This window comes from Halococcus qingdaonensis (genome assembly GCF_024508235.1).
In the GTDB taxonomy this organism is placed as follows: Archaea; Halobacteriota; Halobacteria; order Halobacteriales; family Halococcaceae; genus Halococcus; species Halococcus qingdaonensis.
Window position 1 is genome coordinate 1,406,358 of sequence record NZ_CP101943.1, and the last position, 25,798, is coordinate 1,432,155.

Below are 25,798 nucleotides of genomic sequence, written 5' to 3' on the forward strand. Positions count from 1 at the left end.
TCTTTTGTTGGAGATCGCGTGCTGTCGTGCGCTTTGCATCGATTGCAGACACGAACGTCACCCACAGATCTCGCTGCCAAAAGACAGGAGACAGGTATCGATGTCGAACGATCGAAACGGCCGAGCGGATCCGTCAGAAGCGGAGCCGTTACACAGTGACGGACGGGGGATCAGCGGAGGAATCCGAGCAGTTCGTAGTCGTGATCGGGGGAGTACCGCCGGAACAGCAGGCTGTTCGACAGCACCGACACCGACGAGAACGCCATCGCCGCGGCGGCGAGTGCCGGTTGGAGCAGCCCCAGCGAGGCCAGCGGGATCATCGCCGTGTTGTAGCCGAGCGCCCAGAAGAGGTTCTGCTTGATCTTCTGGAGCGTGCCGTCGGAGATGCGAATAGCTTTCACGACGTCGAGCGGGTCGTCGCGCATCAGCGTGACGTCGGCGGCCTCGATCGCGACGTCAGTCCCCGAACCGATCGCCGTGCCGACGTAGGCGGTCGCGAGCGCCGGCGCGTCGTTGACGCCGTCGCCGACCATCATCGCCTTCTTCCCGTCGGACTGGATGTCGTCGAGCGCGTCGGACTTGTCCTCGGGCAGGACCTCCGAACGGACGTTTTCCGGACTGATGCCGACCGCCTCGGCGACCGCTTCGGCCGTCCGCTCGTTGTCGCCGGTGATCATCCGGACCGTCACGTCGCGCTCCTGCAGCGCCGCCACCGCCTCTTTCGCGCTCTCTTTGACCGTGTCGGCATCGGCCACGACACCCAGGAGACGGCCGTCGCTCGTGTCGGCGGGCACGCGTGCGACCAGCATCGCGGTCTTCCCCTCGCCTTCGAGCCGTTCGAGTTCCTCGACGGCGGGTTCGGGATCGATGCCGGCCTCGCGCAGTAACGTCCGATTGCCGACGAGCACCTTCTCGCCGTCGACCATTGCACGCACGCCCTGTCCGGGTACGTTCTCGAACCCCTCGGAGTCGGCGAGATCGATGCCGCGCTCCTCGGCCCCGTCGACGATCGCCCGCGCGAGCGGATGCTCGCTGCCGGATTCGGCGCTCGCGGCGGCCCGGAGCACGGTCTCCTCGTCGATCGTTTCGGTGGCGGGTTCCGCGTCGCCGCCGATCGCTTGCGTACCACCGTCGGCCGCCGTCTCGGTGCCGCCGTCGGTGGCGGAGCGGTCGTCGAGCGGGACGACGTCGGTCAGTTCCATCTCGCCCTCGGTGAGCGTTCCGGTCTTGTCGAACACCACGGTGTCGACGTCTTTGGCGCGTTCCAGGACGTCGCCACCCTTGAACAGCACGCCGTTTTTCGCGCCGATCGAGGTGCCGACCATCGTCGCCGCTGGGGTCGCCAATCCGAGTGCGCAAGGACAGGCGATCAACACGGCGGAGGCGAACACGACCACCGCGAACTCGAAGACCGAGACCGTGCCGCCGGCGATCGCTGGTCCGCCGGCGACCAGTCCCCACAGCGGGAGCCAGTCGACGAACCCGGCGAACGCTTCGGGGAACAGATACCAGACGACGCCCCACAGCAGCGCGTTCGCGATCACGATCGGGACGAAGTACGACGAAATGCGGTCGGCGAGGTTCTGGATGTCGGGCTGGCGCGACTGGGCTTCCTTCACGGTCTGGACGATCTGCTGGAGCGCCGTGTCCGCACCGACCTTCGTCGCCTCGACGATCAGCAGGCCGTTCTCGTTGATCGTCGAGCCGACTACCTCGTCGCCCTCGCCCTTCTCGACGGGCACCGACTCGCCGGTGACCATCGACTCGTCGACCGCCGACTGGCCCGAGACGACGGTCCCATCCGTGGGGATCTTCTCGCCGGGTCGGACCTTCATCCGGTCGCCGACATCGACCTCGTCGAGGGGGATCTCCTCCTCGTTACCGTCCTCGTCGACGATAGTCGCCGTATCGGCCTCCATCTCCAGGAGCTGCTGGAGCGCCGCGCCGGCCTGGCCCTTCGAGCGCGCTTCGAGATAGTTGCCGAACGTGATGAACACGAGGATCAGCGCGGCGGTGTCGAAGTAGAGACTCCCCGCGAGCAGCCCCAGCAGGACGACGACCGAGTAGACGTAGGCCGTCGACGAACCGAGCGCGATCAGCACGTCCATGTTCGCCGTCCGATTCTTGACGAGCGCGTTGTACGCGTTCTCGTAGAACGGCCGCCCGAGCACGAGCTGGACGGGCGTCGCGAGCAGGAACTCGATCCAGCCGAAGTCGACGCCGAAGATCGTCTCGGGGAGCGCGCCACCACCCAGAAGCAGCTTCTCGACCATGAACGCGATCAGCGGGAGCGACAGCGCCGCGCCGAACAGGGTGAGTCGGAACTGGCGGCGGATCTCACCCTCGCGGGCGGCGTCGCGCTGATCCCGTTCCGACTCGCCGCTGCCGTCGTCGCGCACGGGCGAGTAGCCGGCGTCCTCGATCGCCGCGTAGAGATCCTCGCGGTCGGTGTCCGCGGGGTTGTATTCGACGGTCGCCTCGTCGGTCGCGTAGTTGACCTCCGCAGAGAGAACACCCGGAACGGCTTCGAGCGCCTCCTGGTTGGTCTCGGCGCAGTTCGCACACGACATGTCCGTGATGGCGATCGACGTCGAGCTGCTCACCGCCTCGTAGCCGGCGTCGTCGACCGCATCGTAGATCTCGGAAAGCGACACGGCGTCGGGATCGTACTCGACGGTTCCCTCGTCGGTCGCGTAGTTGACGGTCGCCTCGCTCACCCCCGCAAGCCCCTCCACTGCTTCCGTTATCGACTGGGCGCACGTCGCACAGCTCATGCCCCGAACGTCGAGTCGAGCGGTTCGGTTACTCATCGGTTGTAACTACGGGCCCCACGTTTAACCTGGTTTCCGTTACGATCATCGAAGATTCTCGGCAGCAGGATTTTCGATTCCAAACCCGATCGAGACCGATCACGCAGCGCCTTCCTCGAATCGCTCGTACTGCTCCTCGAAGCGCGCCTCGCAGGAGGGACAGCAGAACTGATAGAGATCGCCGTCGATCCGGGTCGCGACACCCTCGCTCGTCACCGTATTGCCACACTCCGCACACGTGAGCGCGAACTCCGTGCCGCCGGTCGAGGGTCGCCACTCGGCGTCCGTGAGCAGTTCGACCTCGTAGTCGGCAACGTGATCGGTCTCGATCGTCCGCGAAAGCCAGAACGGAACGTCGCCGTCCGCGATACGTGCATAACAGAGGAGGTCGCCCTCGGCGGTCGTGAACACGTATTCGACGGCTTCGGCGTTGAGCAGCGTCTCGCGAACATCTTCGAATCTCTCCGGGGGCACCGACAGCGTGAGCAACACCGGAACGCCACCGCCGAGCTGCGAGCGGTCGATGTCGACCGTGAATCGACGGAGAACGCCACGTTCCTGGAGCCGTTCGACGCGGTCGGCGACCGCCGGTGCCGAGAGGCCGACGACCTCGGCGAGCTCGCTCCAGGGTCGGCGCGCGTCGCTCAGCAACAGTTCGAGCAGTTCGAGATCGGTTTCGTCGAGATCGCGCATGCCAGATTGACGGGAGCGACGGCCAAAGGTCCTTCCGACCGATCGGTTTGGAATCGACGGTTCATCGGTCGAGCAACGATCGATTCGCAGTCAATACCGAAAGACGAGAAGGGTGAGCACGGAGGGGTCGAACCGGTACGAGATCTGGGTCGCAGTGCTTTCGAGTCTATCGCGGTCTACGGTCGCGGCGCGGCCTTCTGGAGCGCCGTTTCGGCGATGTTGCCGCCGTAGTCGGCACTGCGCGACAGCGAGTCCGCGACGAGACCGAGCCGTTTGACGCGCTGGGGATCGAGCGTTCGGAGCAGGTCGTCCACTTCGCGGGCACGTTCGTCGACCGTCTCGATGCCCGCCATCGCCTCGTTGGCCAGTTCGACGGCCTCGTCGGAATCCTCCGAGAGCAGCGCGTCCATCGCCGTCTCGACGACCGCTGCGGCGTCGCTGTGGAGCGTCCCGAGCGCTTCGCCCGCGTCGTCGGGGACGCCGTCGAGCGCACCCGCGAGATCGGCGATCTTGGTCGCGTGATCGGCGACGCGTTCGAGCTGGCGCGCACTCGTATGGTAGTCGAAACACGTCTCGCGCGGCAGGCCGATGTCGGACGCCGCGCTCGGATGACGGAGCGCACCCCGGAAGACGCGCGAGGTCATATACCAGAGCCGATCGACGTCGTCGTCGCGCTCGATGACGTCGGCCGCCAGGTCCTCGTCACCGGTCCGCAGCGCCGTCACGGCGTCGTCGAGCATGGTGAGCGCGACCAGTCGCATCCGTGTGACGGCGTTGTGGATCGACAGTTCGGCTGAGTCGAGAAGATCCTGCAAACACACGTGCTCGGCCGTCTCCTCGATGATTTCGAGCCCTACCAGCCCCTGGGCGGTCTCCCGGATGGTCCGGCGCTGAGCGGCGTCGACGCTCGCCGTTTCGAGCGTGATAACGTCGAACCCGCTGACGTACATCGTCACGACCGCACGGGTGAGTTCGCCGTCGTTCAATCCCGTCACGTCGAGCGTCCCCTCGGCGTTCTCGGTCTCGGTGCGTGGGGCGAGCAACAGCGATCCCTCCTCGGGGTAGAACTCGATCTCGCCGCCGGCCTCGACGCCGTGGGCGGTCGCCCACCCCTTCGGCAACGAGACGGTGTACGTCGAGCCCCCGGTGACCTGCACCTTGCGCGTCTCCATGCTTCTGATCGTCACGCCGACACAATAAATCCGTTTATTCTATATAGTAAATCGACGATTTGGTAAATGGGTGGAAGACATCTATTGGTTGCCGCAAATCCAACGCTTCGGATCTGTAGCGGTACATAGTTCGATATTGAAATCGTTATTCATCCGAAATCGGTCGTCGATCGGCGTGTAGACGGTGATTTCGGCGAAGGGTACATTAGGTGGAGGGTCCGACGGGGCGACATGCCCCGCGAAAGCTATCAGGAGCAGCTCGACAGTCTCCGCGAGGACGTCCTCTACATGAGCGAGATCGTGCTCGAACGCCTCCGAATGGGGCTCGAAGCGCTCTCGACGAAGGACGAGCGCCTCGCACACGAAATCATCGAAGGTGACGACGAGATCAATCGGATGTATCTCGATCTCGAACGGAGTTGCATCGATCTCTTCGCCCTCCAGCAGCCCGTCGCCGGCGATCTCCGCTTCATCGCCTCCTCGTTCAAGATCATCACCGATCTCGAACGGGTCGCCGATCTCGCCACCAATCTCGGCGAGTACACCCTCCAGGCCGAACGCGACGTCTTCCCCGAGGTCGATATCCAGGGTATCGGGGGCATCACCCAGGAGATGATCGAAGCGGCGATGACGGCCTACGACGAGAACGACATCGACGCCTGCTACGCCATCGACGAGCGCGACAACGAGCTCGACGATCTCTGTGAACGCGCCTCGGAGATCGTCGTCCGCGATCTCATCGAATCGGAGCTCGATCCGGCCGACACCGACCAGCTCATGGCCGACGTCTCCCGCCTGCTGCTCACGATCCGCGACCTCGAACGCGTCGGCGACCACGCCGTCAACATCTCCGCACGCACCCTCTACATGGTCGACAACGACGACGAACTCATCTACTAGTACCTTTTTACTTCGTCGGGTGGCCTCCCTGCGGTCGGCCACCACTCCTCGCAAAAAGCTACGCTAAAAACTCCCTGCTCGCGCCTGACGGCGCTCGCAGTGAACCGCGCTCACTGCTCACGGTTCACTCCGTTCACCGTTCGCTACCGAGGTTCTCCCTCCGGTCGAACCTCGCTTCGCTCGCGCGGACACTATCCCACTCTCCGCGACCGCCCGCAAACCGCACAGCACCGCCCCGCCGAAGCCCTCGCGCTCCCGGCGTTCCTGTGAGCCACAGGCGAACGGGTGCTCGGAGCGCGCGAAGCGTGCTCCGGCGGTCGCGCTCGCCCTTCATCCGCCAGGGACAGCATGATAAGCGATTCGACGGCAGAGAACGGAGATCGACGAAACGTTCGCAGAGACGTGGACAGCTTTCGACCGACTTGCGATGCAACGTTCCCCAGCCGGTAACTCGATCATTTCGATCGAGGCGTGATCTCGATCCATCCTAATGGATGGAAGGCGAGCGCCGAAGCACGAAGTCGACCAGAAAACGTGGCGTTAGTAGTGTCGTTCCTTCGGCTCGTAGCTCTTGTCCTCACCGTCGAGGATGACCGGCGCGTAGTAGAGATCGGGCGAGCCCTCGTTCCACGCGAGCATCGTGTGTTTGATCCAGTTCTCGTCGTCGCGGTCCTGATGCTCCTCGCGCCAGTGTGCACCTCGGAACTCGGTGCGGGCGAGCGCCGAGAGCGTGATCGCCTCGGCGAGATCGATGAGATTCCTGGTTTCGATCGTGTGCTGGAGATCGGTGTTGAACGTGCGCGAAGGGTCGTTGACGTAGACATCCTGATAGGCCTCGCGGGCCTCACGGATGTCGCGTAGCGCCTGCTTCAGCCCCTCCTCGTTGCGGAAGACGTTCACGTTCTCGGTCATCGACTCCTGGAGCTTCGAACGGATGTCGGCGTGTTGGACGCCGTCGTCTTTCTCCAAGAGATGCTCGATGCGCGCCTGTTCCTCGTCGAGCGCGCGCTCGACGGTTTCGTCCATGCCGACCACTGCGCCACCATCGGTTGCAGGGTCGTCGCCGGCCCGCCCGCCGTCGGCGGCCACACCGTCCTCGGAGGTGTCGATCGCGCCCGGCGAGACGGGAGTGTCGACGTCGCCGGAACCGATGCTCGCGGAGGGGCCCGTCTCGATCTCGGCGGTCTCCATCTCCTTGCCGGCGGCGTGACGACCTGCGCGTGCGCCGAAGACGATGAGTTCGGGCAGTGCGTTCCCGCCCAGCCGATTCGAGCCGTGGACCGAGACGCAGGCACACTCGCCGGCGGCGTACAGTCCGTTGATACAGGTCTCGCCGTTCTCCGAGACCTCGATGCCGCCCATCGCGTAGTGCTGGCCGGGCTTGACGCGCATCGGGTCCTCCAGGGGGTTGACGCCCTCGAAATCCTCGGAGAGGTGGATGATGTTCTCGAGCCGATCGGTGATGCGCTCCTCGCCGAGGTGGCGCATGTCGAGGTGGACGTAGTCGTCCTCGAAGCCCCGGCCCGCGTTGATCTCGGTGAGTTCCGCTCGCGCCACGACGTCGCGAGAGGCGAGCTCGCCGACGTTTTTGGCGTAGCCACCCTCGAACATGAAGCGCTCGCCCTCGGCGTTGTAGAGGATGCCACCCTCGCCACGGACGCCCTCGGTGATGAGCACTCCCGTGGAGGGCAGCGTCGTCGGGTGGAACTGGATGAACTCCATGTCCTCCAGGGGAACGCCCGCCCGGTAGGCCATCGCGGGACCGTCACCGGTGTTGGCGACGGCGTTCGTGGTGTGATCGTAGACCTGGCCCGGCCCACCCGTCGCGAGGATCACGCCGTTGCGGGCTTTGAACGCGTCGACCTCCCCGGTCTGGACGTCGTAGGCGACGACGCCGTGGCACTCGCGGTCCTCGGGCTCCGCGTGGTCCGTGACGGCGAGGCGGGAGACGTACCACTCGTCGTACACGGTAATTCCTCGTTTGACGACCTGCTCGTACATCGTATGGAGTAGATGATGGCCGGTCTCCGCGCCGGCGTAGGTCGTCCGGGGGAAGGAGAGCCCGCCGAAGGGTCGCTGGCTCATCCGGCCATCGTCGTCCCGGGAGAAGGCCATCCCCCAGTGTTCGAGCTGGACGGTCTCTTTGGGGCTCTGATGGCAGAGCGTCTCGATGGCGGGTGCATCGCCCAGATAGTCCGAGCCCTTCATCGTGTCCTCGGCGTGGCTCTCGAAGGAGTCGCCGTCCCGGAGCACGGCGTTGATCCCGCCCTCGGCGGCCCCCGTGTGGCTTCGCACGGGATGGAGTTTCGAGACGAGGGCGACGTCCGCGCCCTCCTCGTTCGCCGCGACCGCCGCCCGAAGGCCGGCCCCGCCCGCGCCGACCACGATGACGTCGTGTTCGTGCATCCTTGTTCGTGATGAGGGCTACCCGGACTTGAGGTTGTTCATGCCCGGCGTCGAGTTCCGGGTTTTCTCAAGAAACGTCGTACTCCCCGGCTGGTTCGAGACCTGCGCGATCGATGTCTATCGCTTCGTATTTGCCCTCGAAACCCAGGAAGTCCGCAAAAGTCCTCGCCATTTTCACGTGCTTCGCCTCCGTGCTAGATAACTCTATTACGTTACCAGAACTTCAGATTGTCCTTCACTGCCTCGCGCTTCATCTCCTGAATGTGCTCGGTGAGCGGGATGTCCTTCGGGCAGACCTCGGTACAGGAGAACTGGGTCTGACAGCGCCAGACGCCGTGTTCCTGTTCGAGGATGTTCATCCGGTGTTGCTTGATGTCGTCGTCCTCGCGCTCGTCCATCGCGAACCGGTAGGCCTTGTTGATCGCGGCGGGGCCGAGATACTCGTTGTCGCCGGCGGCGATGTTACACGAGGACTGGCAGGCTCCACACCAGATACAGCGCGTGCTCATCTTCACTTTCTCGCGGTTCTCGCGGCTCTGGAGCTGCTCCTCCTCGTCGGGCGTCTCGCCCTGGAAGTACGGCTCGACGGCCTCCATCTGGTCGTAGAAATGCTCCATGTCGACCACGAGGTCCTTCTCGACCTCCTGGTGGGGGAGCGGTTCGACGCGCACGGGCCGCTGGTCCAGATCCTGGATCTGCGTCTGGCAGCCCAGCCGTTGTGAACCGTTGATGAACAGCGCGTCCGAGCCACAGACCGCCTGCCGGCAGGAGTGCCGGAAGGTGAGCGTCGAGTCGAACTCGTCGCGGGCGTACATCAGTGCATCGAGCACGGTCGTCCCCTGCGGTGCGGGCACGTGAAAGTCGTCGAAGCGCGGCTCGCGTTTGGCTTCGACCTCCGGATCGTAGCGGAACACCTTGAGGTGTGCGCGCGGCGTCTCGTCGCCGGTCGATTCCTCTTCGGTGCGCTGGGCTTCGCGTTCGCCCTCGGTGAGGCTCTTGCGTTCGAGGCGCTGCTCTTGTGGCGATTCGTCCGTTTCCTGTTCGCTTCGTTGTAGCTGTGTACTCATGTGTTTACACCAGTCCCGTCATCGCGAGTGCGAGTCGGATCCCCTGCACGACGAGTCCAACGCCGGCGATTGCCAGCACGCCAAGAACGACCTTCTTCTGGGTGCCCTTCAGACCCTGGTTCACCAGCGCGTTGAACACGCCGTTGACGCCGTGGAACGTCGCCGTCACGAGGAAGAGCACCATCGTGACGAAGTAGCCTACCTGGCTCATCCGCGCCTGCGAGCCCAGGAAAGTGATCTCGTAGGCGTGGTTGACGAAGTGCAGCAGCATGAAGTGGAAGGCGAGCACGATGACGAGGAACGCCGCGGTCAGTCGCTGGAGGAACCACGCCCAGCCGCGCCGATCGAACGAGGAGTAGCGTTCGGCCATTCAGAAGGCCCCCGAGAGGAAGGTCGGCACGCTCGCGACGGCGATCGCACCCGTCAGCACGAGCGATGCGTAGAAGCTCTTGTCCTGCGATTCGAGACCCACGCCGAGATCGATGAACAGCAGCCGGATCCCGTTCATGATGTGGAAGGTCGCCACGGCGAGCAGCCCCACTTCGAGAACGCGAACCAACAGCAGACTTTCGAGCGAGCGCAGCGTCGTCGTGTACAACTGCGGGCCGGAGATCGCGGTGCTCAGCACGGCGACGTGGGTGAACAGGTAGCCGATGAGCACCCAGCCGGTGAACTTGTGAAATATCCACGCCCACATGCCGGGCGCGAACTCCCGCCACCGCCCGAAGTCCTCGATGAGACCCCGATTATGCGACTGACTCATGCACGTTAACGGTCGAACCCGCATGATAAAGGCGTTACGTCACCGGATAGCGCCACAGACCGCACGACGGCTCCCGATCCACGGCCGATACCGGCAATGGACGGCGGGCATATCGATAATAACTCATAGCAAATAAATTGCTAATCATGGCCAGCAACCGGAGTCATTTTGACAGTAGAGTTAATACAGTCGGAGAACCGATAGTTGGTAATGAGCGATACGCCAGTGCACACTGGTGAGCAAGAGGGTGGTGGAGTCGGCAGCCACGGAGACGAGACGGGCCACGACCACGATCACGCGACCGGTCACGATCGTGTGGACGGTCACAGCCACACAGGCAGCCACGGCGACACGAGCACCCGCAACCTCGCGCTCGTCGCGGTGATCAACCTGCTCGGCTTCCTCGCCGAGCTCGCCGGTGGCCTGCTGTTCGGCTCGGTCGCCCTGTTGAGCGACGCGATCCACATGCTGTTCGACGCGCTCGCGTACGTGATGGCGTTCGCTGCCTCCTACGTCGCCGCTCGCTACGGCACCGACGATCGCTACTCGTTCGGCCTCCACCGGCTCGAACCGCTCTCGGCGTTCGTCAACGGCGCACTCCTGCTCCCGATGGTCGGCTTCATCCTCTACGAGGCGTACCAGCGCTTCGTCGACCCCGTCGCCATCGCCACCGGGCCGACGCTCGCCATCGCCGTCGGCGGTCTCGTGATAAATCTGCTGTCGGTCTACGTCATCGAGGGCGGCGAGATGAGCCTCAACGAGCGCGGCGCGTTCTACCATCTCCTCGGCGATGCCGGCGGGTCGATCGCGGTCATCGTCTCCGTGCTCGCGGTCGAATACACGGGAGTCCGGATCGTCGACCCGATCACGGCGGGGCTCATCGCGCTCGTGATCGTCTGGAGCGCGGGCAAGCTCCTGCGCGGGAGCGGCCGGATCTTCCTCCACCGCACGCCGTTCGACGTCGCGGCAGTGCGCGCGACGATCGAGGAGACCGACGGTGTCGAGCGGGTCGCCGACCTCCACGCGTGGCAGATCTGCAGCGAGATCATCATCGCCACCGCACACGTCGAAGCCGACACCGCCGCCGACGACAACGCGCTCACCCGACGCGTACACGACGTGCTCGCCACGAACGACGTCGATCACGCGACCGTCGAACTCTGTCCATCCAGCGAGGACGATCACGCTCACCTCACTGCCCACGATCACCGCTGACCGACAGACGCCGGACCCGCTCGACCATACCCGCCACGAGAACGGGTCGTATCGACGGACAATCGAGGGGGAAGGAAAGGATCGAACCGGCCGGTATGGCGTGCGCACCGATCGTCGCGAGGGCTACGACTCGTAGTGGTGCCAGATGTAGAGCGTGGCGAGGCTGCGGTAGGGTCGCCAGCGTTCGGCGATCTCACGCATCTCCGCACGCGTCAACTCCTCGCCATCACCGTACAGCGATTCGATGCCGCGGCGCACCGCGAGATCACCCAGCGGGAGGACGTCCTCACGACCGAGCGCGAAGATGAGATACATCCGCGCGGTCCACTCGCCGACGCCATGGATCTCGCCGAGCTCGTCGATGACTTCCTCGTCGGACGCGTCGGCGAGCCCCTCGCGACCGAGATCGCGCTCGCGGAACGCGCGGGCGGCGTTTCTGACGTACTCGGTTTTCGTCTCCCCGAGACCCGCATCGCTGAGTTCGTCGGCGTCGGCCGCGAGCACTGCCGCTGGCGTGATCTCGTTGAAGCGCTCGAAGACACGTTCGCGGACGGCGTTCGCCGAGGCCGTCGAGACCGACTGGTTGATGATCGAGACGACCAGTCGCTCGAAGGGGTCTTCAGCGGTGTCGATCTCGAGTTCACCGAACTCCTCGACGAGCGCGCGCAGTACGGGATCCTCGCGGAGCGTCTCGTGGGCGTCGGACACGTCTCGAATGGGTGTGTGACGGCGATATCGGTTGTGGTCGCGGCGATCGCTCGCCAGCGACGCATCCGAATCGATCTCAGCCGAGCGCGACGTCGAGCGAGAGCATCACGACCAGTCCGACGATCGTGCCGAGCGTCGCCACCCGCTCGTGGCCGCGCTCGTGGGTCTGGGGGACGATCTCGTCGATGATGACGTAGAGCATGCCGCCAGCGGCAAAGCCCATCGCGTAGGGCAGGAGGGGAGCGGCGAACGAAACCGCAACCGCGCCGAAGACGGCGATCGGGAGCTCGACGAGCCCCGAGCGGATCCCCGTGATGCCGGCGTAGAACAGCGAGCCGAGCCCGGCGTTGCGGGCGGCGACCGCGACCGCGAGCCCCTCCGGGATGTTCTGGATGCCGATGGCGAGCATCAGCGCGATGGCGTTGCTCAGGTTACCCGAGCCGAAGCCGACACCGACCGCGAGTGCCTCGGGCATGTTGTGCAGCGTGATCGCGACGATGAAGATGATGAGTGGGGTGATGCGACGCTCGCTGGCAGCGCGGTGGGCTGCAACTGCCTCGCCCCCGTCGGCTGAGAGCTCCTCCTTGCTGCGACCGGTGACGAGACGCTGGACGTAGGGAACCCATTTCTCACCGCGGTCGAGGACGATCGCGCCGAGCAGGACGCCGACGACGACCGGGAAGAGGCTCCCGTTGGCGTACTCCTCGATGCCGGGGATGATGAGGCTCGTGAAACTCGCTGCGAGCATGACGCCGCCGGCGAAGCCGAGCGCGCCGTCGAGCGCGCGCTCGCTCGGATCGCGCCAGACGATCACCGACAGCGCGCCGACGGCGTTGAGCCCGGCGATCACCAGCCCGCCGACGAGCGCCTGCCAGATCGGGTCCGTGCCGGCTAGCCGGACGAACAACTCCTCTAACATGGGTCCGCCGTCCGACGGTGGTGATCTTCGGGGGGCATCGTATCGTTCGTCGTAGCCGATAAACGGCTCCTGTGCTGCATCCAACGACTCGTTTAGTCGGATGAAAGGATATGTGTTTCGTCTCCGAAACAGTTCGTTGTCGTCGGTGCTACCGTTCGTGATCGCGAGCGAAAAACGGGCCGGCCGGTTTGGCCCCCGGCCCGTGGTTCGCGTATGCTCCCACACTCGGCGGCCCCGTGTCGGCCGAGCGTAGCGCAGACCTCGTGTGTCTGCATCCCACGGTTGCACAGCCAGTTTCTTAAATGTTGTTACCAATTGCCACGCCCTGCTGGTGGTCGCCGATTCAGGGCCGATCGGAACGCAGGACTGATCTCGGAGACGATCGAAAACGGGAAATCGTCGGGTTACAGCAGCTCTTCGACGTTGTCAGCGACTTCCTCGGGCGTGTCGCCGACGGGGACGCCGGCGTCGCCGAGCGCTTCGATCTTGCTCTCGGCGGTGCCGGCACCGGAACCGCTCACGATCGCGCCGGCGTGACCCATCCGCTTGCCGGCGGGCGCGGTTCGGCCCGCGATGAAGCCCGCCACGGGCGTGTCCATGTTCGCGTCGATGTATCGGGCGGCCTCCTCCTCGTCGCTGCCGCCGATCTCGCCGCACATCACGACCGCCTCGGTTGCCGGGTCCCTTTCGAACAGCGAGAGCGCGTCGACGAAGTCCGTCCCGATGATCGGGTCGCCGCCGATGCCGATCGCCGTCGTCTGACCCAGCCCGCGATCGGTGAGGTTGTCGACGACCTGGTAGGTCAGGGTGCCCGAGCGCGAGACGAGTCCCACGTTGCCCGACGAGAAGATGTTACCCGGCAGGATTCCCAACTTGGCTTCGCCGGGTGTGATCACGCCGGGACAGTTCGGTCCGACGAGATGTTTGTCGGTCTCGCCGAGGCGCTTCTTGACGCGGCTCATGTCCTGGGTCGGGATGCCCTCGGTGATCGCCACCACCAGATCGACGGGCGAATCGAGCGCCTCGAAGATCGCGTCGGCCGCAAAGGCCGGCGGGACGAGGACAACGGACGCGTCGGCGTTCTCGGCCTCGGCAGCGCCGGCGACCGTGTCGTAGACTGGAACGCCATGAACTTCCTCGCCGCCACGTCCCGGGACTGCGCCGGCGACGACGTTCGTCCCGTACTCCATCATCTGACCGGCGTGGAACTCGCCCTCGCCGCCAGTGATTCCTTGAACCACCACGCGCGTGTCCTCGTCGACGAGCACGCTCATTGCGCACCCCCGGCCTGCTCGACGGCTCGCTGGACCGCGCCTTCGAGCGTCTGCTCGACGTCGAGCGCGTCGGCGTTCAAGATCTCCATGCCCTCCTCGGCGTTCGTCCCAGCCAGCCTGACGACGACGGGTTTCGGGAGCTCGTCGAACTCCTCGATGGCGCTGTTGATGCCGCGTGCCACCTCGTCGCCGCGGGTGATGCCCCCGAAGAGGTTGAAGACGACGCTATCGACGTTGTCGTCCGAGAAAACCATGTCGAGCGCGTTCGCCACGCGTTCGGCCTTCGCGCCGCCACCGATATCCAGGAAGTTCGCCGGTTCGCCGCCGTAGTAGTCGACGAGATCGAGCGTCGTCATGACGAGCCCCGCACCGTTGCCGATGATGCCCACGTTGCCGTCGAGGCGGACGTAGTCGAACCCGTACTCGTTGGCCTTCGCTTCGAGATCGTCGCCCGCCGCGGCCTCCTCCATTTCGGCGAGGTCTGGCTGGCGGAAGAGAGCGTCGTCATCGATGTTCATCACCGCGTCGGCAGCGACGACCTCGTCGTCGCCCGTGATCATCAGCGGGTTGATCTCGGCCTCGCTCGCGTCGCGGTTCTCCCAGAGGTCGAACAGCGTCGTGAGCACGCTCGCGACGTCGGAGGCGACCTCGCGATCGACGCCCGCATCGTAGACCGCGCGGTTAGCCTGGTAGTGGTGCATGCCGAAGGCGGGATCGACGTGTTCGCGCGCGATGGCCTCCGGGCTCTCCTCGGCGACCGATTCGATGTCGACGCCACCCTCCGAGGAGACCATCGCCACGGGCTCGCCCGCGCCGCGGTCCATCGTCACGCCGACGTAGAGTTCGTCGACGAAATCCACGGCCTGTTCGACGAGCACGCGCTCGACGGTGTAGCCCTTGAGATCCATCCCGAGAATCGAGTCGGCGGCCTCGCGGGCCTCGTCGTCGTTCTCGGCGAGTTCGATCCCGCCGGCCTTCCCCCGTCCGCCGACGTGGACCTGTGCCTTCACCGCGACCGGATAGCCGATCGATTCGGCCGCGTCGAGCACCTCGTCGGTGCTTTCGGCCAGCGCTGACTCGGGCGTCGGCATGCCGGCCTCGGCGAAGACCTCTTTTGCCTGATATTCGTGGAGTCGCATCACCTCGTGAACGGAGTGGCGAGCGCATAAATCCCCGCGATTCACGACGTCGCTCGTTCCGGTGAACGGGCTCTCGTCGGACAGATCGTGGACATGTCGCCGCTTGCAGCCCCCGATCGCTGTTCGCCGCCCCTTCTCACTCAGAGCACGTCCGGCGAATCGGCGATGACGCCGTCGACGCCCGCACGAGCGAGCAGATCGGTCGCGATCGAACTGTCGATCGTCCAGACGTTCACCGCCATGCCGGCGTCGTGGGCGCGCTCGATCGCGTCGGTCAGCAGCCAGTGGCTCCAGTGGACGTGGATATACTCGCAGTCGAGCGCGAGTGCGTTCTCGAAGTCTTCGTCGGTGTTCAGCCCGAAGAGGTAGGCCAGCTCCACCGTGGGGTCGTCGGTGTCGAGCTGATCGAGCGCCTCGCCGTCGAACGAGGAGACGATGACCTCATTGTCGACCGTCGAAGCAGCGGCGACCGCCTCGTTCGCGATCCCGCGCTCCTTCAGTTCGAGATTGATCCCCGTTCCATCTGGGATCGCGTCGGCAGCCTCCGTAAGCGACACAATTCCAGTATTCGTGTCGTGTACGTCGAGCGCTTCGAGCCGAGAGAGTGGGAGCTCGTCGACGCGCCCGGAATCGTCGGTCGCCCGGTCGACCACCTCGTCGTGGAAGACGACGAGCTCGCCCGAGCCACACCGTCGAACGTCGAGTTCGATCATGTCCGCGTCGGCGATCGCGTTCTCGATGGCGACAAGCGTGTTCGCGGGATAGCGGTCGGCGAAAGCGCGGTGGGCGATCAGCCGCATCAGGGCCGTTTGGCCGCCGACGTACAAATCCTTCTCGGAGGTAGCTTTTTCTCGCCGGTCGACGAGTCACCGTCATGCGCGCCGTCAGATACCACGATCACGGCGGTCCGGACGTGCTCAAAACAGAGGAGATCGACGACCCGACACCTGGCGACGATGAAGTGCTCGTCGACGTCCACGCCGCCGGCGTCAACCCCGTCGATACCTACTTCCGAGAAGGAGGATACGAACCGTTCGCGCTCCCGATGATCCCGGGGACCGATGTCGCCGGCGAAGTCCACGAGACCGGCTCCGCGGTCGAAGGGTTCGCGGCCGGCGATCGCGTCTACGGGACGGGCATCGGCCGCGACCACTACGGTGGCTACGCCGAGCGCGTTGCCGTCCCCACGGATCGACTCGTCACGCTGCCCGACAGCGTGGATACGACTGCGGCGGGTGCGGCGGGCGTCGCCGGCGTGACGGCCTGGCGCGCGCTCGTCGATCACGCGGCGCTCGAACCCGGCGAAACCTGTCTGGTCCACGGTGGCTCCGGCGGGGTCGGCCACGTCGCGGTCCAGCTCGCCGCCGCGGCCGGCGCACGGGTGCTGACGACCGCCAGCCCGGACTACCACGATCGACTCGCCGAACTGGGTGCCGACACGGTCTTCGATTACTCGCGGGACGATCTCGCCGACGCGGTGCAGGAAATCGCGAGCGCGGGTCCAGGCACCGATGGCGTCGACGTGATCCTCGACCACCGTCTCGACGACTACCTCCAGTTCGATGCTGACGTGGCCGCGACCGGCGCGCGGGTGGTCGGCATCGGCGAGAGCGATCCGGCGGTCGGGCTGGAGAACGACGGCGTCGCCCGAAGTAAGGACGTCTCCTACCAGTTCATGAGTATGTTCAACACGCCCGAGTTCCGCGTGCTGCTCGCCCGGCTGGCCCAGTTGATGGATACGAGTGATCTCACGATCGACATCGCCCGCGAGTACGGACTCGACGGGGCGGGCGACGCCCAGCGCGCCGTTCTGGAGGAGAGTTTCCTCGGAAAACTCGTGCTCGTTCCGGGGCAGTGATCGGCCCGGATCGTCTCGCAACGTTCGTAACCCGGTGTTGAGTAGGGCGGGCCATGTCGCTGCTCTCGGTCTTCGCCACGGCCATCCTCCCCATCGTCACGATCGCGGCGGTCGGCTTCGTCCTCGGGCGTGTCCGCGAGATCGATGTCGGCCCGCTCAACACCGTCACCGTCTACGTGCTCGTGCCGGCACTGGTCTTCCACAGCCTCACGACGACCACGGTCGGCGGCGCGACGCTGGCGAAGGTGTTCGTCGGTGTCGTCGTCTTCATCCTGGCCATGGTCGGGCTCGCTGAAGGCGTCGGCCGCGTCCTCGGCGAGAGCGAACCGATACAGAGCGCGTTCGTGTTGGTGAGCGCCTTCTCGAACTCGGGCAACTACGGGATCCCCCTCTCGGAGTTCGCCTTCGGCGAGACCGGGCGGGCGACGGCGGTCCTCTATCTGGTCGCTCAGAGCGTCGTCATCTACACCGTCGGCGTGTATCTCGCCTCGCGGGCCGGCGGCGCGCGCGGTCTCGGCGCGCTCACGAAAGTGTTCAGACTGCCGCTGGTCTACGCGGTCGTGCTCGCACTCGTCGTGCGCGCGCTCGGGCTCGTCCCACCGGCCGACGGCGCGACGATGACGACGATCCAGCTCGTCGGCGACGCGTCGATCCCGCTGATGCTCATTCTCGTCGGGATCCAGCTGGCGAGCGCGAACTACGGGGCGGCGCTGTCGCGCGTGGGCCCGGCGAACGTCTTCAAACTCCTCGTCGCGCCGGTCGTCGGGCTCGCCATCGCGAGCGTGCTCGACTTCGGGAACACGACCGTCGCGCGCGTGTTCGTCCTCGAATGTGCCGCGCCGGCGGCGATAACGTCGCTCATCCTGCTCATCGAGCTGGGCGGTGAGTCCCCGACGGGTGTCAGCGGCCCGGAGTACGTCAGTGCGGCCGTCCTCACGACGACGCTCCTGAGTGTGCCCGTACTGACGCTGTTGATAACGCTCCTCAAATCCGGCCTCGTCGAGTCGCTGTTGTAACGGAGTTGGTATCCGTTATCATAGCTCTTAACAGCGCTTCGTGCCCACTGAGTGTATGGCCGTCGACGACGAGTTCTACGACCCACCGGACATCCAGACTTCGGCCGATTCGCTCGATCACGACCACGCCGACGTCGCCGAGTATCGGGCACTCGCCGACGATCTCCGCGAGCAGGTCCGTGGCGAAGTGCGCTTCGACGAATACTCACAGATCCTCTACGCGACCGACGGCAGTATCTATCAGGCTCGGCCCGCCGGCGTGGTCTGCCCGCGCGACACCGAGGACGTGCGGGCGGCGATCCGTGTCGCCGCCGACCATGACACGCCGGTGCTCCCGCGCGGCACCGGTTCGTCGCTGGCCGGGCAAGCCGTGGGACCGGGCTGTGTCGTGCTCGACACGACCCGCCACATGGACTCGATCCTGGATGTCGATCCCGACGGGAAAACTACAACCGTCCAGCCCGGCGTCGTCCAGGACCATCTCGACGATTACCTCGATCGGTGGGATCTCAAGTTCGCGCCCGATCCCGCCTCCTCGAACCGAGCCACGATCGGCGGCGGCATCGGCAACAACAGTACCGGCGCGCACTCGGTGCGCTACGGCATCACCGACGCCTACACCGCGGAGCTGCGGGTCGTGCTCGCCGACGGCTCGCTGATCCACACCCGCGAGGTGGTCCTCGACAGCCCCGAGTGGGATGGCATAGTAGGGAAAGAGGACCGCGAGGCCGAACTCTATCGCACGGTACGGAAACTGGTCGAGGGGAACGAGGCGGAGATCGCCGAGCGCTATCCGACCCTGAAACGGTCGGTGTCGGGCTACAACCTCCACAAAGTCATTGACAAGAACGAGGCCGGCGAGGAGGTGATCAACCTCACGAAGCTGTTCGTCGGCGCGGAGGGGACTCTGGGGACGATCGTCGAGGCAACGCTCGAACTCGTGAGCAAACCGGACGAGACCGCGCTGGCGCTCTACTGTTTCGAGAGTCTGGGCGACGCGATGGAGGCCGTCCCCGAGGCGCTCGACTTCGACGTGAGCGCCGTCGAGCTGATGGACGACGAGGTGTTCCGGCTGGCGAGCGAATCGACGGAGTTCGCGCAGTACGCCGAACCGATCCCCGAGGGGACGGCCGCGGCGCTGATGCTCGAATACGACTCGGAGCTCCGGGACGATTTCGAGGACGCGATCGGCGAGACGAACGCCCACTTCGTCGACGAGGGAAGCGCCTTCGAGGTACTGGAGGCCTACACCGAGGAAGATCAGTTGAAGCTCTGGAAACTCCGCAAGGCCGCGATCCCGCTCCTAATGAGCTTGGAGGGCGATCCGAAACCCTACCCGTTCATCGAGGACGCGACCGTGCCGCCCGAAGAGCTTGCCGAGTACGTCGGGGAGTTCGAGGAGGTTCTCGAAGCCCACGACACGTCGGCGGCGTACTTCGCGCACGCCGGGTCGGGGACGCTCCACATACGGCCGATCTTGAATCTCAAAGACGGCGAGGGGATCGAGACGATGCACTCGATCTCCGAGGACGTCACCTCGCTCGTGCTGGAGCACGACGGCTCCTTTTCGGGCGAGCACGGCGACGGCCTCGCGCGCACGGAGTTCAACCCGAAGATGTACGGCGAGGCGCTCTGGAGCGCGTTCCAGGAGCTCAAACTCGCCGCCGATCCCGACCGGCGGATGAACCCCGGGAAGGTCGTCTACTGGGAGGACGATCCAGCCGACATGCGCGAGAACCTCCGGTACGGGGCGGACTACTCCTCACTCGAACCGCAGACCGAGATGGACTTCGAGCGCGAGGGCGGCTTTTCGCACGCCATCGAACTCTGCAACGGCTGTGGCACCTGCCGCCAGACCGATTCGAACACGATGTGTCCGACCTACCGTGCCTCGAAGGAGGAGATCCAGACGACGCGCGGGCGGGCGAACATGCTCCGGGCGGGGATCTCCGGCGAGATATCAGAAGAAGAGATGTTCTCCGAGCGGTTCCAGGAGGAAGTGCTCGACCTCTGTGTGGGCTGTAAGGGCTGCAAGAGCGACTGTCCGACGGGTGTCGACATGGCGAAAATCAAGACGGAGGTCAAACACGAGTACCACGAGCGCGAGGGAGCGGGCCTCCGCGAGCGCCTCTTCGCCAACATCGATAGCCTTGCCGCGCTCGGCAGCCGATTTGCGCCGCTGTCGAACTGGGGGACGAAACTACCGGGCGCGCGAACCGCGATGGAACGGATCGCCGGCATCGCCGCGGAGCGCGAACTCCCCCACTTCGAGCGCGAGAGTCTGGAGGAGTGGTTCACCGCCCGCGGCGGCTCTCAGGTCCCGCTCGCCGACGCCAACGAGAAGGCGCTTCTCTTTCCCGACACCTACACGAACTACAGCAACACCACGCCGGGGAAGGCCGCAATCTTGACGCTCGAAGCGGCGGGTGTCCATGTCGAGATCCCCGACGACGTGGTGTCGAGCGGTCGACCGGCCTACTCGAAGGGTTTTCTCGACGAGGCTCGCGGGCGTGCAGAGACGAACGTCGCGGTGCTCGATCCCTACGTTCGGGACGGCTGGTCGATCGTCTTCACCGAACCCTCGGACGCCGTGATGTTCCAGGACGAGTATCTCGATCTCCTTCCCCAGGACGGCGCGACCGAGCGTGTTTCCGGCAACGCCTACGGCGTTCTCGAATACATCGACGTGCTGCGGCTCGATGATGAAATCGACTTCGAGGGACAGAACGAGTCGCTCACCTACCATGGCCACTGCAACCAGAAGGCGCTCAACAAGGACCACCACGCGGTCGGCGTTCTCAGACGGGCCGGCTACGCCGTGGACCCGCTCGATTCGGGCTGCTGTGGCATGGCCGGCTCCTTTGGCTACGAGGAAGAACACTACGACCTCTCGCAAGCGATCGGCAACATCCTCTTCGAGCAGGTCGACGAGAGCGGCGGCGAGGAAGTGGTCGCTCCCGGCACCTCCTGTCGGACCCAACTCGGCGATCGACCCGGCGAAACCCCGCCGCGTCATCCGATCGAGAAGGTCGCGCTGGCGATCACGCGCTGACGCCTCAGCCGCCCGACTCGCCGAACAGCTGACCGATCGTCCGCAGTAGGTCGACGACCGATTCGAGGATCGCGTCGATGCGCTCGATGAGATCCTGTACCCCTTCGAGCTGGAGCACGACTGCTGCGCCGCCTGACAGTTCGACGGGAAGGGCTGCTGCGTCGGGGCTACCGAACACGACGGCGACGGCAACGCTGACGGCCACCAGTCCGACCGCTACGGGAAGCGGTTTCATGGATCGATGGTATCTCGCGCTCGCCTATACCGGTTGCGGTGGCCTACCGCGCGCCACGGTATCATCCGTTTTCTCGAACCGTTCGGTTCAGGAATCGCGCCGCTGGCGGGCGCAGTCGGTAATGGGGTCGAGCACGCTATCCGCGATCTCGTAGGGGTCGGTCTCGCCGGCCGTGACGCCCGCGACGAGTTCCTCGATACCGCCACGGGCGGCGATCTCCTCGGTGAGGAGGTCGGCGGTGTCCTCGCGCAGAAGGGTTCGGATCTCCTCGGCGTAGCGGGCGCGCGCCTTCGCGTCGAGTTCGCCCGTCGCTTCGAGATGTGCGCGATGGTCGTCGAGCGCGCTGACGTACTCCTCGACGCCCTCGCCATGGGTGGCGACCGCCTCGACGATCGGCGGCATCCAGCCGTTTTCGGCCTCCGTACGCTGGAGTGCGACCGCCTCGGCCGACTCGGCGTGATGGCCCGCGTGGTGGTCGGTCGAGGAGCGCCCGCGGTCGTCATCGCGCAGCTGGAGCATCTCCTGTAGCTCCTGGACCGTCCTATCGGCCCCGTCGAGATCGGCCTTGTTCACGACGAACACGTCGGCGATCTCCAGGATGCCGGCCTTGAGCATCTGTACGTCGTCGCCGCTGCCGGGCTGGACGAGCACCGTCACCGTGTCGGCGGTTTTCACGATGTCGATCTCGTTTTGCCCTGCACCGACGGTCTCGACGATGATCCGATCCTTGCCGAAGGCGTCGAGCGCCTTCACCGCGTCGGCGGTGGCGATGGAGACACCGCCGAGGCTCCCGCGCGCGCTCATCGAGCGGAAGAACACGTCCATGTCACCCACGTTGGACGCCATCCGGATGCGGTCGCCGAGCACCGCGCCGCCGGTGAAGGGTGAAGAGGGGTCGATGGCGATGACGCCGACGGTGAGGCCCTGGCTCCGGTAGTGTTCGGCGACCTTGTCGACGAGGGTGGATTTGCCCGCGCCCGGGCTGCCCGTGATGCCGATCACCTCGGCGTTGCCGGTGTGATCGTAGAGCGAGGAGACCAGTTCACGGTGGCCCGGCATGCGGTTTTCGATCTTCGTGATCGCCCGCGCCAGCGCGCGATGATCGCCGTCGAGCAGGCGGTCGAGCAGCTCGCTCATTCGCGCTCGGGGGCGTTCTCGCGAACGAACTCGATGGTGTCCTCCATCGACGCGCCGGGGCCGAAGATGGCCGAGACGCCCCGTTCTCTGAGCTCGTCCTCGTCCTTGTCGGGGACGATCCCGCCGACGATGACGAGCGTGTCGTCGAGCGCACCGTACTCGTCGAGTCCGTCGAGGATTTTGGGGACGAGCGTGTTGTGTGCCCCCGAGAGAATGGAGATCCCGAGGACGTCGACGTCCTCCTGGACGGCGGCCTGAACGACCTCGTCCGGCGAGCGGTGGAGGCCGGAATAGACGACCTCGAAGCCCGCATCGCGGAAGGCGCGCGCGATGACGTGCGCGCCGCGGTCGTGGCCGTCGAGTCCGACCTTGGCGACGAGACAGCGGATGGGGCGCTGTGTCTGCTCTGCACTCATGCACGCCCATTCAGTCGCCGCCGATTTGTGTTTATCGGTGAAAAACGATGCACGATCGTCAGTAGCCGTGCGGTCCGAGCTGCCGGCGCTCGTGCTGGACCGCCTCGAAGACCAGCCAGAACCCGGCCAGTGCGGTCAGAATCGGGACAAACGAACCCGGGTTCGTCCAGTCGACCGCTCTCCTGGACGTGAACCCGTAGAACGTCCCGTCACGCGAGACGTATTTCGGCAGGCTCAGGCCGTCGTCCTCGAAACTATAGCTCTGTCCGTCGATGGCGTTGTCGACGATGCGTTTCGTCTCGGCGTCGAGCTGTCGGTACGGCGTCGTCTGCGCTTGCTGTTGGAAGCTCGGCTCGCCGACCTGGCCGTCGTAGCCGAACTGGTAATCGAAATCGGCCGTCCCGAGCCAGATCGGCCCGCTGGCGAGCAGCACGCAGACACCGAGGAGCATCAGGAGGAATCGGAGCGACGAGTATCGCGTGAGCAGCGTGCTCCGAAGGAGCGATCGGACCATACATTTACTGTCGAAACCGCCAATAAATATCTTCCCCCGCCGCGCCGAACCAGAAGACCGATAGTTCGAACGTGCCAACGGCCGGGAATGGCAACAGCCAGCACGCACGGCCCCGTCAAGGAGCATCCGCTCGCGGCGACCGCCGTCCTCTCGGTGATCGGCTACGTGCTCGTCATCGGGACGTTCGCCGGCGTCCTCGATATCTTTCCGCCGATCGACGACGGGACGGTGCTCCTGCTCTCGGACGCCATCGCCGTCGTCAACAGTCTCGCGCTGACGGCGCTGCTCGTCGGCTTCTACTTCATCCGTCACGACGACGTCCGTCGCCACCGCGCGGCGATGCTCACCGCCTTCGGACTCATCATGGTCTTCCTCGTGCTCTACCTCTGGAAGGTCGGCGGCGGGTTCGAGAAGGAGATCGTCATCGAACAGGGCCAGTTCCTCGCCGGCTACGCCGGTCTCATCAGACCGCTCTATCTGATGATGCTCGCGATCCACATCCTACTGTCGGCGATCGCGGTTCCCGTCGTCATCTACCCGGTCGTGCTCGGGCTGACCCACACACCCGCCGAGCTCAAGGAGACCGCCCACGCACGCATCGGCCGCATCGCGGTCGCCTCGTGGTCGCTCAGCCTGTTTTTGGGCGTCGTGACCTACTTCCTGCTGAACCATCTCTACAGCTGGATGCCGCGGTAGCACCGTCGAACCGAGAGCACCCTCGATCCGGCGACTCGCGGCGATCCCTGTACGACGATTCCGTTCCAGAATGAAAACCGAGTCGCAACTTCCCGATCAGTCCGTGCGCGGCAGGGCGTACGCCCCGAGCGCGAAAAAGACGACCGCGAGCACGCAGAGAACCACGAGATCGAGCTCCCAGCCGCTCCCGCCGGTGACGACCGTGCGCACGCCGCGGGCGAAGTACGTCAGCGGCGAGACGTTCATCACCGGCTGGAACCACTCGGGAAGCAGATCGGGCGGCACGAACGTATCGGACAGGAAGAGCAGCGGGAGCGCCAGCGAGTTGCTCGCCGCGATGACCCCGTCCTGAGAGTCGGCGAGGCTGCCGAGAAGCGCGCCCACGCCACAGAACAGCGCGACCGAGACGACGACGAACGGGACGACGACGACCGAGAGCGTCACGTCCGCACCCGTGAGGAGGACGACGAGTCCGAGGATGAGCAGGCCCGCGAACCCGATGATCAGTACGTTGACCAGCGTCTGGGCGAGCAGCCACTCCGGGCGGGTGAGCGGCGTACTGGCGAGTTTCTCGAAGCGATTGCCATCGCGGTGGCGTGCGACCGTGCTACCGACGCGCGAGAGCGGCGTGAAGAGCACGACGACGGCCAGATAGCCCGGCACGTAGTACGCCGGTGACTCCGTAAAGAGTCCGCCGCCGGTCGGGCGCGTGCCGACCAGCACGCCGAAGATGAGGATGAGGATCACGGGGAAAAAGAAGGTGAAGAAGACGGCCGTCCGCCGGCGCAGGAACGAGCGCCACGCCGCGCTGGTCGCTGCACCGACCCGTCCGGTCGCGGTCACTGTACCATCTCCGCTTCCTGTCCCGTATCCGCAAGCGAACGGTCGTCGTCGATGCCGTCGCGCGAACGGCTCTCGTCGGTCACCGTGAGATAGACGTCCTCCAGGTCGGGCTGTCGCCACGCGAGCTCGCCGTATTCGATAGCGTTCCGTTCGAGCGCATCCACCACCGTCCCGATCTCGGTCGCCGAAACGTCGCCCACGACGATGCCCGTCGGGTGGGAGTCGATCGTGTGGTCAAGTCCGCCGAGCGCCGTCGTGTCGGCGTCGGTCTCGATTTCGAGTCTGGACCGGCCGCCGTATTCAGCGACGAGATCGCCGGGCGTGCCGACGGCGGCCAGCTGGCCGTCGGCGAGCAGCCCCACCCGATCGGCGAGCCGTTCGGCCTCGGCCATGTAGTGGGTGGTGAGGAGGATCGTCGTGCCACCGGCCGCGAGCCCCTCCAGAAGACGCCAGAGCGCGCGTCGGCCGGCCGGATCGATCCCCGTCGTCGGCTCGTCGAGCACCAGCAGGTCGGGATCGTTGACGAGCGTCGCGCCGACACAGGTCCGGCGCTGCTGGCCGCCCGAGAGGTCTTCGTACCGTGTATCGGCGCTGCCGGTTATCCCGACGTCGTCCAGAACGCTCTCGATGTCACGTGGATCGTCGTACAGACCGGCGTAGTAGTCGAGCAGTTCGCGTGCGCTCAGCCGTGCCGGCGGCGAAAACGATTGGGGAAGCACGCCGAGGCGTGCGTTCTCGACCGCGTCGGGTGGCGAGCCAAACAGCGACACCGAGCCGTCGATCGCGGTGGTACCGGTCAGCGCACGCACGAGCGTCGTCTTGCCCGCGCCGTTCGGGCCGACCAGCGCGAACACCTCGCCGGCGGCGACCGACAGCGAGACGCCGTCGAGCGCCACCGTCTCGCCGTACTCCCGGCGAACGTCCTCAGCACGCAGTACCGCATCCATGCTGGATCGACGGCCGCG

24 protein-coding genes are annotated in these 25,798 nt (G+C 65.5%); 6 read left to right on the top strand and 18 right to left on the bottom strand.

The window, feature by feature from the left end:
- Positions 1-170: 170 nt before the first annotated feature.
- The 3 genes from NO363_RS07270 to NO363_RS07280 all read right to left on the bottom strand — a co-directional run bounded on the left by NO363_RS07270 (position 171) and on the right by NO363_RS07280 (position 4,675).
- The gene (locus NO363_RS07270; RefSeq protein ID WP_256684002.1) at positions 171-2,810 is read right to left on the bottom strand and encodes a heavy metal translocating P-type ATPase; all 2,640 of its coding nucleotides are present in this window, start codon (positions 2,808-2,810) and stop codon (positions 171-173) included.
- A gap of 99 nt (positions 2,811-2,909) precedes the next feature.
- A complete protein-coding gene (locus tag NO363_RS07275) occupies positions 2,910-3,503 on the bottom strand; it encodes an AsnC family transcriptional regulator (RefSeq protein WP_256684003.1) in 594 nt (197 codons plus the stop codon).
- Between the two features lie 176 nt (positions 3,504-3,679).
- Positions 3,680-4,675 carry a phosphate uptake regulator PhoU gene (locus NO363_RS07280; protein ID WP_256684005.1) on the bottom strand — a complete coding sequence of 332 codons (996 nt, stop codon included), beginning with the start codon at positions 4,673-4,675 and terminating at the stop codon, positions 3,680-3,682.
- Between the two features lie 231 nt (positions 4,676-4,906).
- On the opposite strand from NO363_RS07280, the gene phoU reads away from it, so the two are divergent.
- Positions 4,907-5,575 (top strand): phosphate signaling complex protein PhoU, encoded by a 669-nt coding sequence (gene phoU, locus NO363_RS07285; protein ID WP_256684007.1) that lies wholly within the window; start codon positions 4,907-4,909, stop codon positions 5,573-5,575.
- A gap of 540 nt (positions 5,576-6,115) precedes the next feature.
- On the opposite strand, the gene NO363_RS07290 is transcribed toward phoU, so the two are convergent.
- From NO363_RS07290 to sdhC, 4 genes are all read right to left on the bottom strand, one after another.
- Positions 6,116-7,981, bottom strand: coding sequence for an FAD-binding protein (locus NO363_RS07290; protein ID WP_256684008.1), 1,866 nt, complete (start codon positions 7,979-7,981; stop codon positions 6,116-6,118).
- A gap of 212 nt (positions 7,982-8,193) precedes the next feature.
- Positions 8,194-9,048, bottom strand: coding sequence for a succinate dehydrogenase/fumarate reductase iron-sulfur subunit (locus NO363_RS07295; protein ID WP_256684009.1), 855 nt, complete (start codon positions 9,046-9,048; stop codon positions 8,194-8,196).
- Positions 9,049-9,052: 4 nt separating this feature from the next.
- Positions 9,053-9,418: a succinate dehydrogenase hydrophobic membrane anchor subunit gene (locus NO363_RS07300; protein WP_007741491.1), complete on the bottom strand. Its 366-nt coding sequence runs from the start codon at positions 9,416-9,418 to the stop codon at positions 9,053-9,055.
- Entirely contained in the window at positions 9,419-9,811 is a 393-nt protein-coding gene (gene sdhC / locus NO363_RS07305) for a succinate dehydrogenase, cytochrome b556 subunit (RefSeq protein WP_004053050.1), read from the bottom strand.
- A gap of 210 nt (positions 9,812-10,021) precedes the next feature.
- Here sdhC and NO363_RS07310 point away from each other — a divergent pair, with 210 nt between their 5' ends.
- Complete coding sequence (locus NO363_RS07310; protein ID WP_256684011.1) at positions 10,022-11,026, top strand: cation diffusion facilitator family transporter; 1,005 nt, start codon at positions 10,022-10,024, stop codon at positions 11,024-11,026.
- Positions 11,027-11,149: 123 nt separating this feature from the next.
- Here the strand turns inward: NO363_RS07310 and NO363_RS07315 are convergent, their stop codons facing one another.
- From NO363_RS07315 to NO363_RS07335, 5 genes are all read right to left on the bottom strand, one after another.
- Positions 11,150-11,734, bottom strand: a complete 585-nt coding sequence (locus NO363_RS07315; RefSeq protein WP_256684012.1) for a DNA-3-methyladenine glycosylase family protein — start codon at positions 11,732-11,734, stop codon at positions 11,150-11,152.
- 76 nt (positions 11,735-11,810) lie between these two features.
- On the bottom strand, positions 11,811-12,653 hold the full coding sequence (locus tag NO363_RS07320; protein WP_256684013.1) for a ZIP family metal transporter: 843 nt from the start codon (positions 12,651-12,653) through the stop codon (positions 11,811-11,813).
- A gap of 404 nt (positions 12,654-13,057) precedes the next feature.
- The gene (gene sucD / locus NO363_RS07325) at positions 13,058-13,927 is read right to left on the bottom strand and encodes a succinate--CoA ligase subunit alpha (protein ID WP_256684015.1); all 870 of its coding nucleotides are present in this window, start codon (positions 13,925-13,927) and stop codon (positions 13,058-13,060) included.
- Complete coding sequence (gene sucC / locus NO363_RS07330; RefSeq protein ID WP_256684017.1) at positions 13,924-15,066, bottom strand: ADP-forming succinate--CoA ligase subunit beta; 1,143 nt, start codon at positions 15,064-15,066, stop codon at positions 13,924-13,926. The genes sucD and sucC overlap by 4 nt, the downstream gene beginning before the upstream one ends.
- 140 nt (positions 15,067-15,206) lie before the next feature.
- Complete coding sequence (locus NO363_RS07335) at positions 15,207-15,866, bottom strand: glycerophosphodiester phosphodiesterase (RefSeq protein WP_256684019.1); 660 nt, start codon at positions 15,864-15,866, stop codon at positions 15,207-15,209.
- A 74-nt stretch (positions 15,867-15,940) separates the two neighbouring features.
- On the opposite strand from NO363_RS07335, the gene NO363_RS07340 reads away from it, so the two are divergent.
- The 3 genes from NO363_RS07340 to NO363_RS07350 are packed head-to-tail and all read left to right on the top strand — an operon-like array spanning position 15,941 to position 20,992.
- On the top strand, positions 15,941-16,924 hold the full coding sequence (locus NO363_RS07340) for an NADPH:quinone reductase (RefSeq protein WP_256684021.1): 984 nt from the start codon (positions 15,941-15,943) through the stop codon (positions 16,922-16,924).
- A 53-nt stretch (positions 16,925-16,977) separates the two neighbouring features.
- A complete protein-coding gene (locus NO363_RS07345) occupies positions 16,978-17,940 on the top strand; it encodes an AEC family transporter (protein WP_256684022.1) in 963 nt (320 codons plus the stop codon).
- 55 nt (positions 17,941-17,995) lie between these two features.
- Positions 17,996-20,992, top strand: coding sequence for an FAD-binding and (Fe-S)-binding domain-containing protein (locus NO363_RS07350; protein WP_256684023.1), 2,997 nt, complete (start codon positions 17,996-17,998; stop codon positions 20,990-20,992).
- Positions 20,993-20,996: 4 nt separating this feature from the next.
- Here NO363_RS07350 and NO363_RS07355 read toward each other — a convergent pair whose 3' ends face one another.
- The 4 genes from NO363_RS07355 to NO363_RS07370 all read right to left on the bottom strand — a co-directional run bounded on the left by NO363_RS07355 (position 20,997) and on the right by NO363_RS07370 (position 23,294).
- Positions 20,997-21,227 carry a hypothetical protein gene (locus NO363_RS07355; protein WP_256684024.1) on the bottom strand — a complete coding sequence of 77 codons (231 nt, stop codon included), beginning with the start codon at positions 21,225-21,227 and terminating at the stop codon, positions 20,997-20,999.
- A gap of 87 nt (positions 21,228-21,314) precedes the next feature.
- Positions 21,315-22,364 carry a methylmalonyl Co-A mutase-associated GTPase MeaB gene (gene meaB, locus NO363_RS07360; protein WP_256684025.1) on the bottom strand — a complete coding sequence of 350 codons (1,050 nt, stop codon included), beginning with the start codon at positions 22,362-22,364 and terminating at the stop codon, positions 21,315-21,317.
- On the bottom strand, positions 22,361-22,780 hold the full coding sequence (locus tag NO363_RS07365; protein WP_007741507.1) for a cobalamin B12-binding domain-containing protein: 420 nt from the start codon (positions 22,778-22,780) through the stop codon (positions 22,361-22,363). The genes meaB and NO363_RS07365 overlap by 4 nt, the downstream gene beginning before the upstream one ends.
- Before the next feature lie 58 nt (positions 22,781-22,838).
- Positions 22,839-23,294, bottom strand: coding sequence for a hypothetical protein (locus tag NO363_RS07370; RefSeq protein ID WP_256684028.1), 456 nt, complete (start codon positions 23,292-23,294; stop codon positions 22,839-22,841).
- An 87-nt stretch (positions 23,295-23,381) separates the two neighbouring features.
- Between NO363_RS07370 and NO363_RS07375 the strand changes: the two genes are divergently transcribed.
- Positions 23,382-23,990 carry a DUF420 domain-containing protein gene (locus NO363_RS07375; RefSeq protein ID WP_256684030.1) on the top strand — a complete coding sequence of 203 codons (609 nt, stop codon included), beginning with the start codon at positions 23,382-23,384 and terminating at the stop codon, positions 23,988-23,990.
- Positions 23,991-24,086: 96 nt separating this feature from the next.
- Here the strand turns inward: NO363_RS07375 and NO363_RS07380 are convergent, their stop codons facing one another.
- Complete coding sequence (locus NO363_RS07380; RefSeq protein WP_256684032.1) at positions 24,087-24,833, bottom strand: ABC transporter permease; 747 nt, start codon at positions 24,831-24,833, stop codon at positions 24,087-24,089.
- Positions 24,830-25,780, bottom strand: a complete 951-nt coding sequence (locus NO363_RS07385) for an ABC transporter ATP-binding protein (protein WP_256684035.1) — start codon at positions 25,778-25,780, stop codon at positions 24,830-24,832. Before NO363_RS07385 ends, NO363_RS07380 begins: the two co-directional genes overlap by 4 nt.
- Positions 25,781-25,798 lie beyond the last annotated feature (18 nt).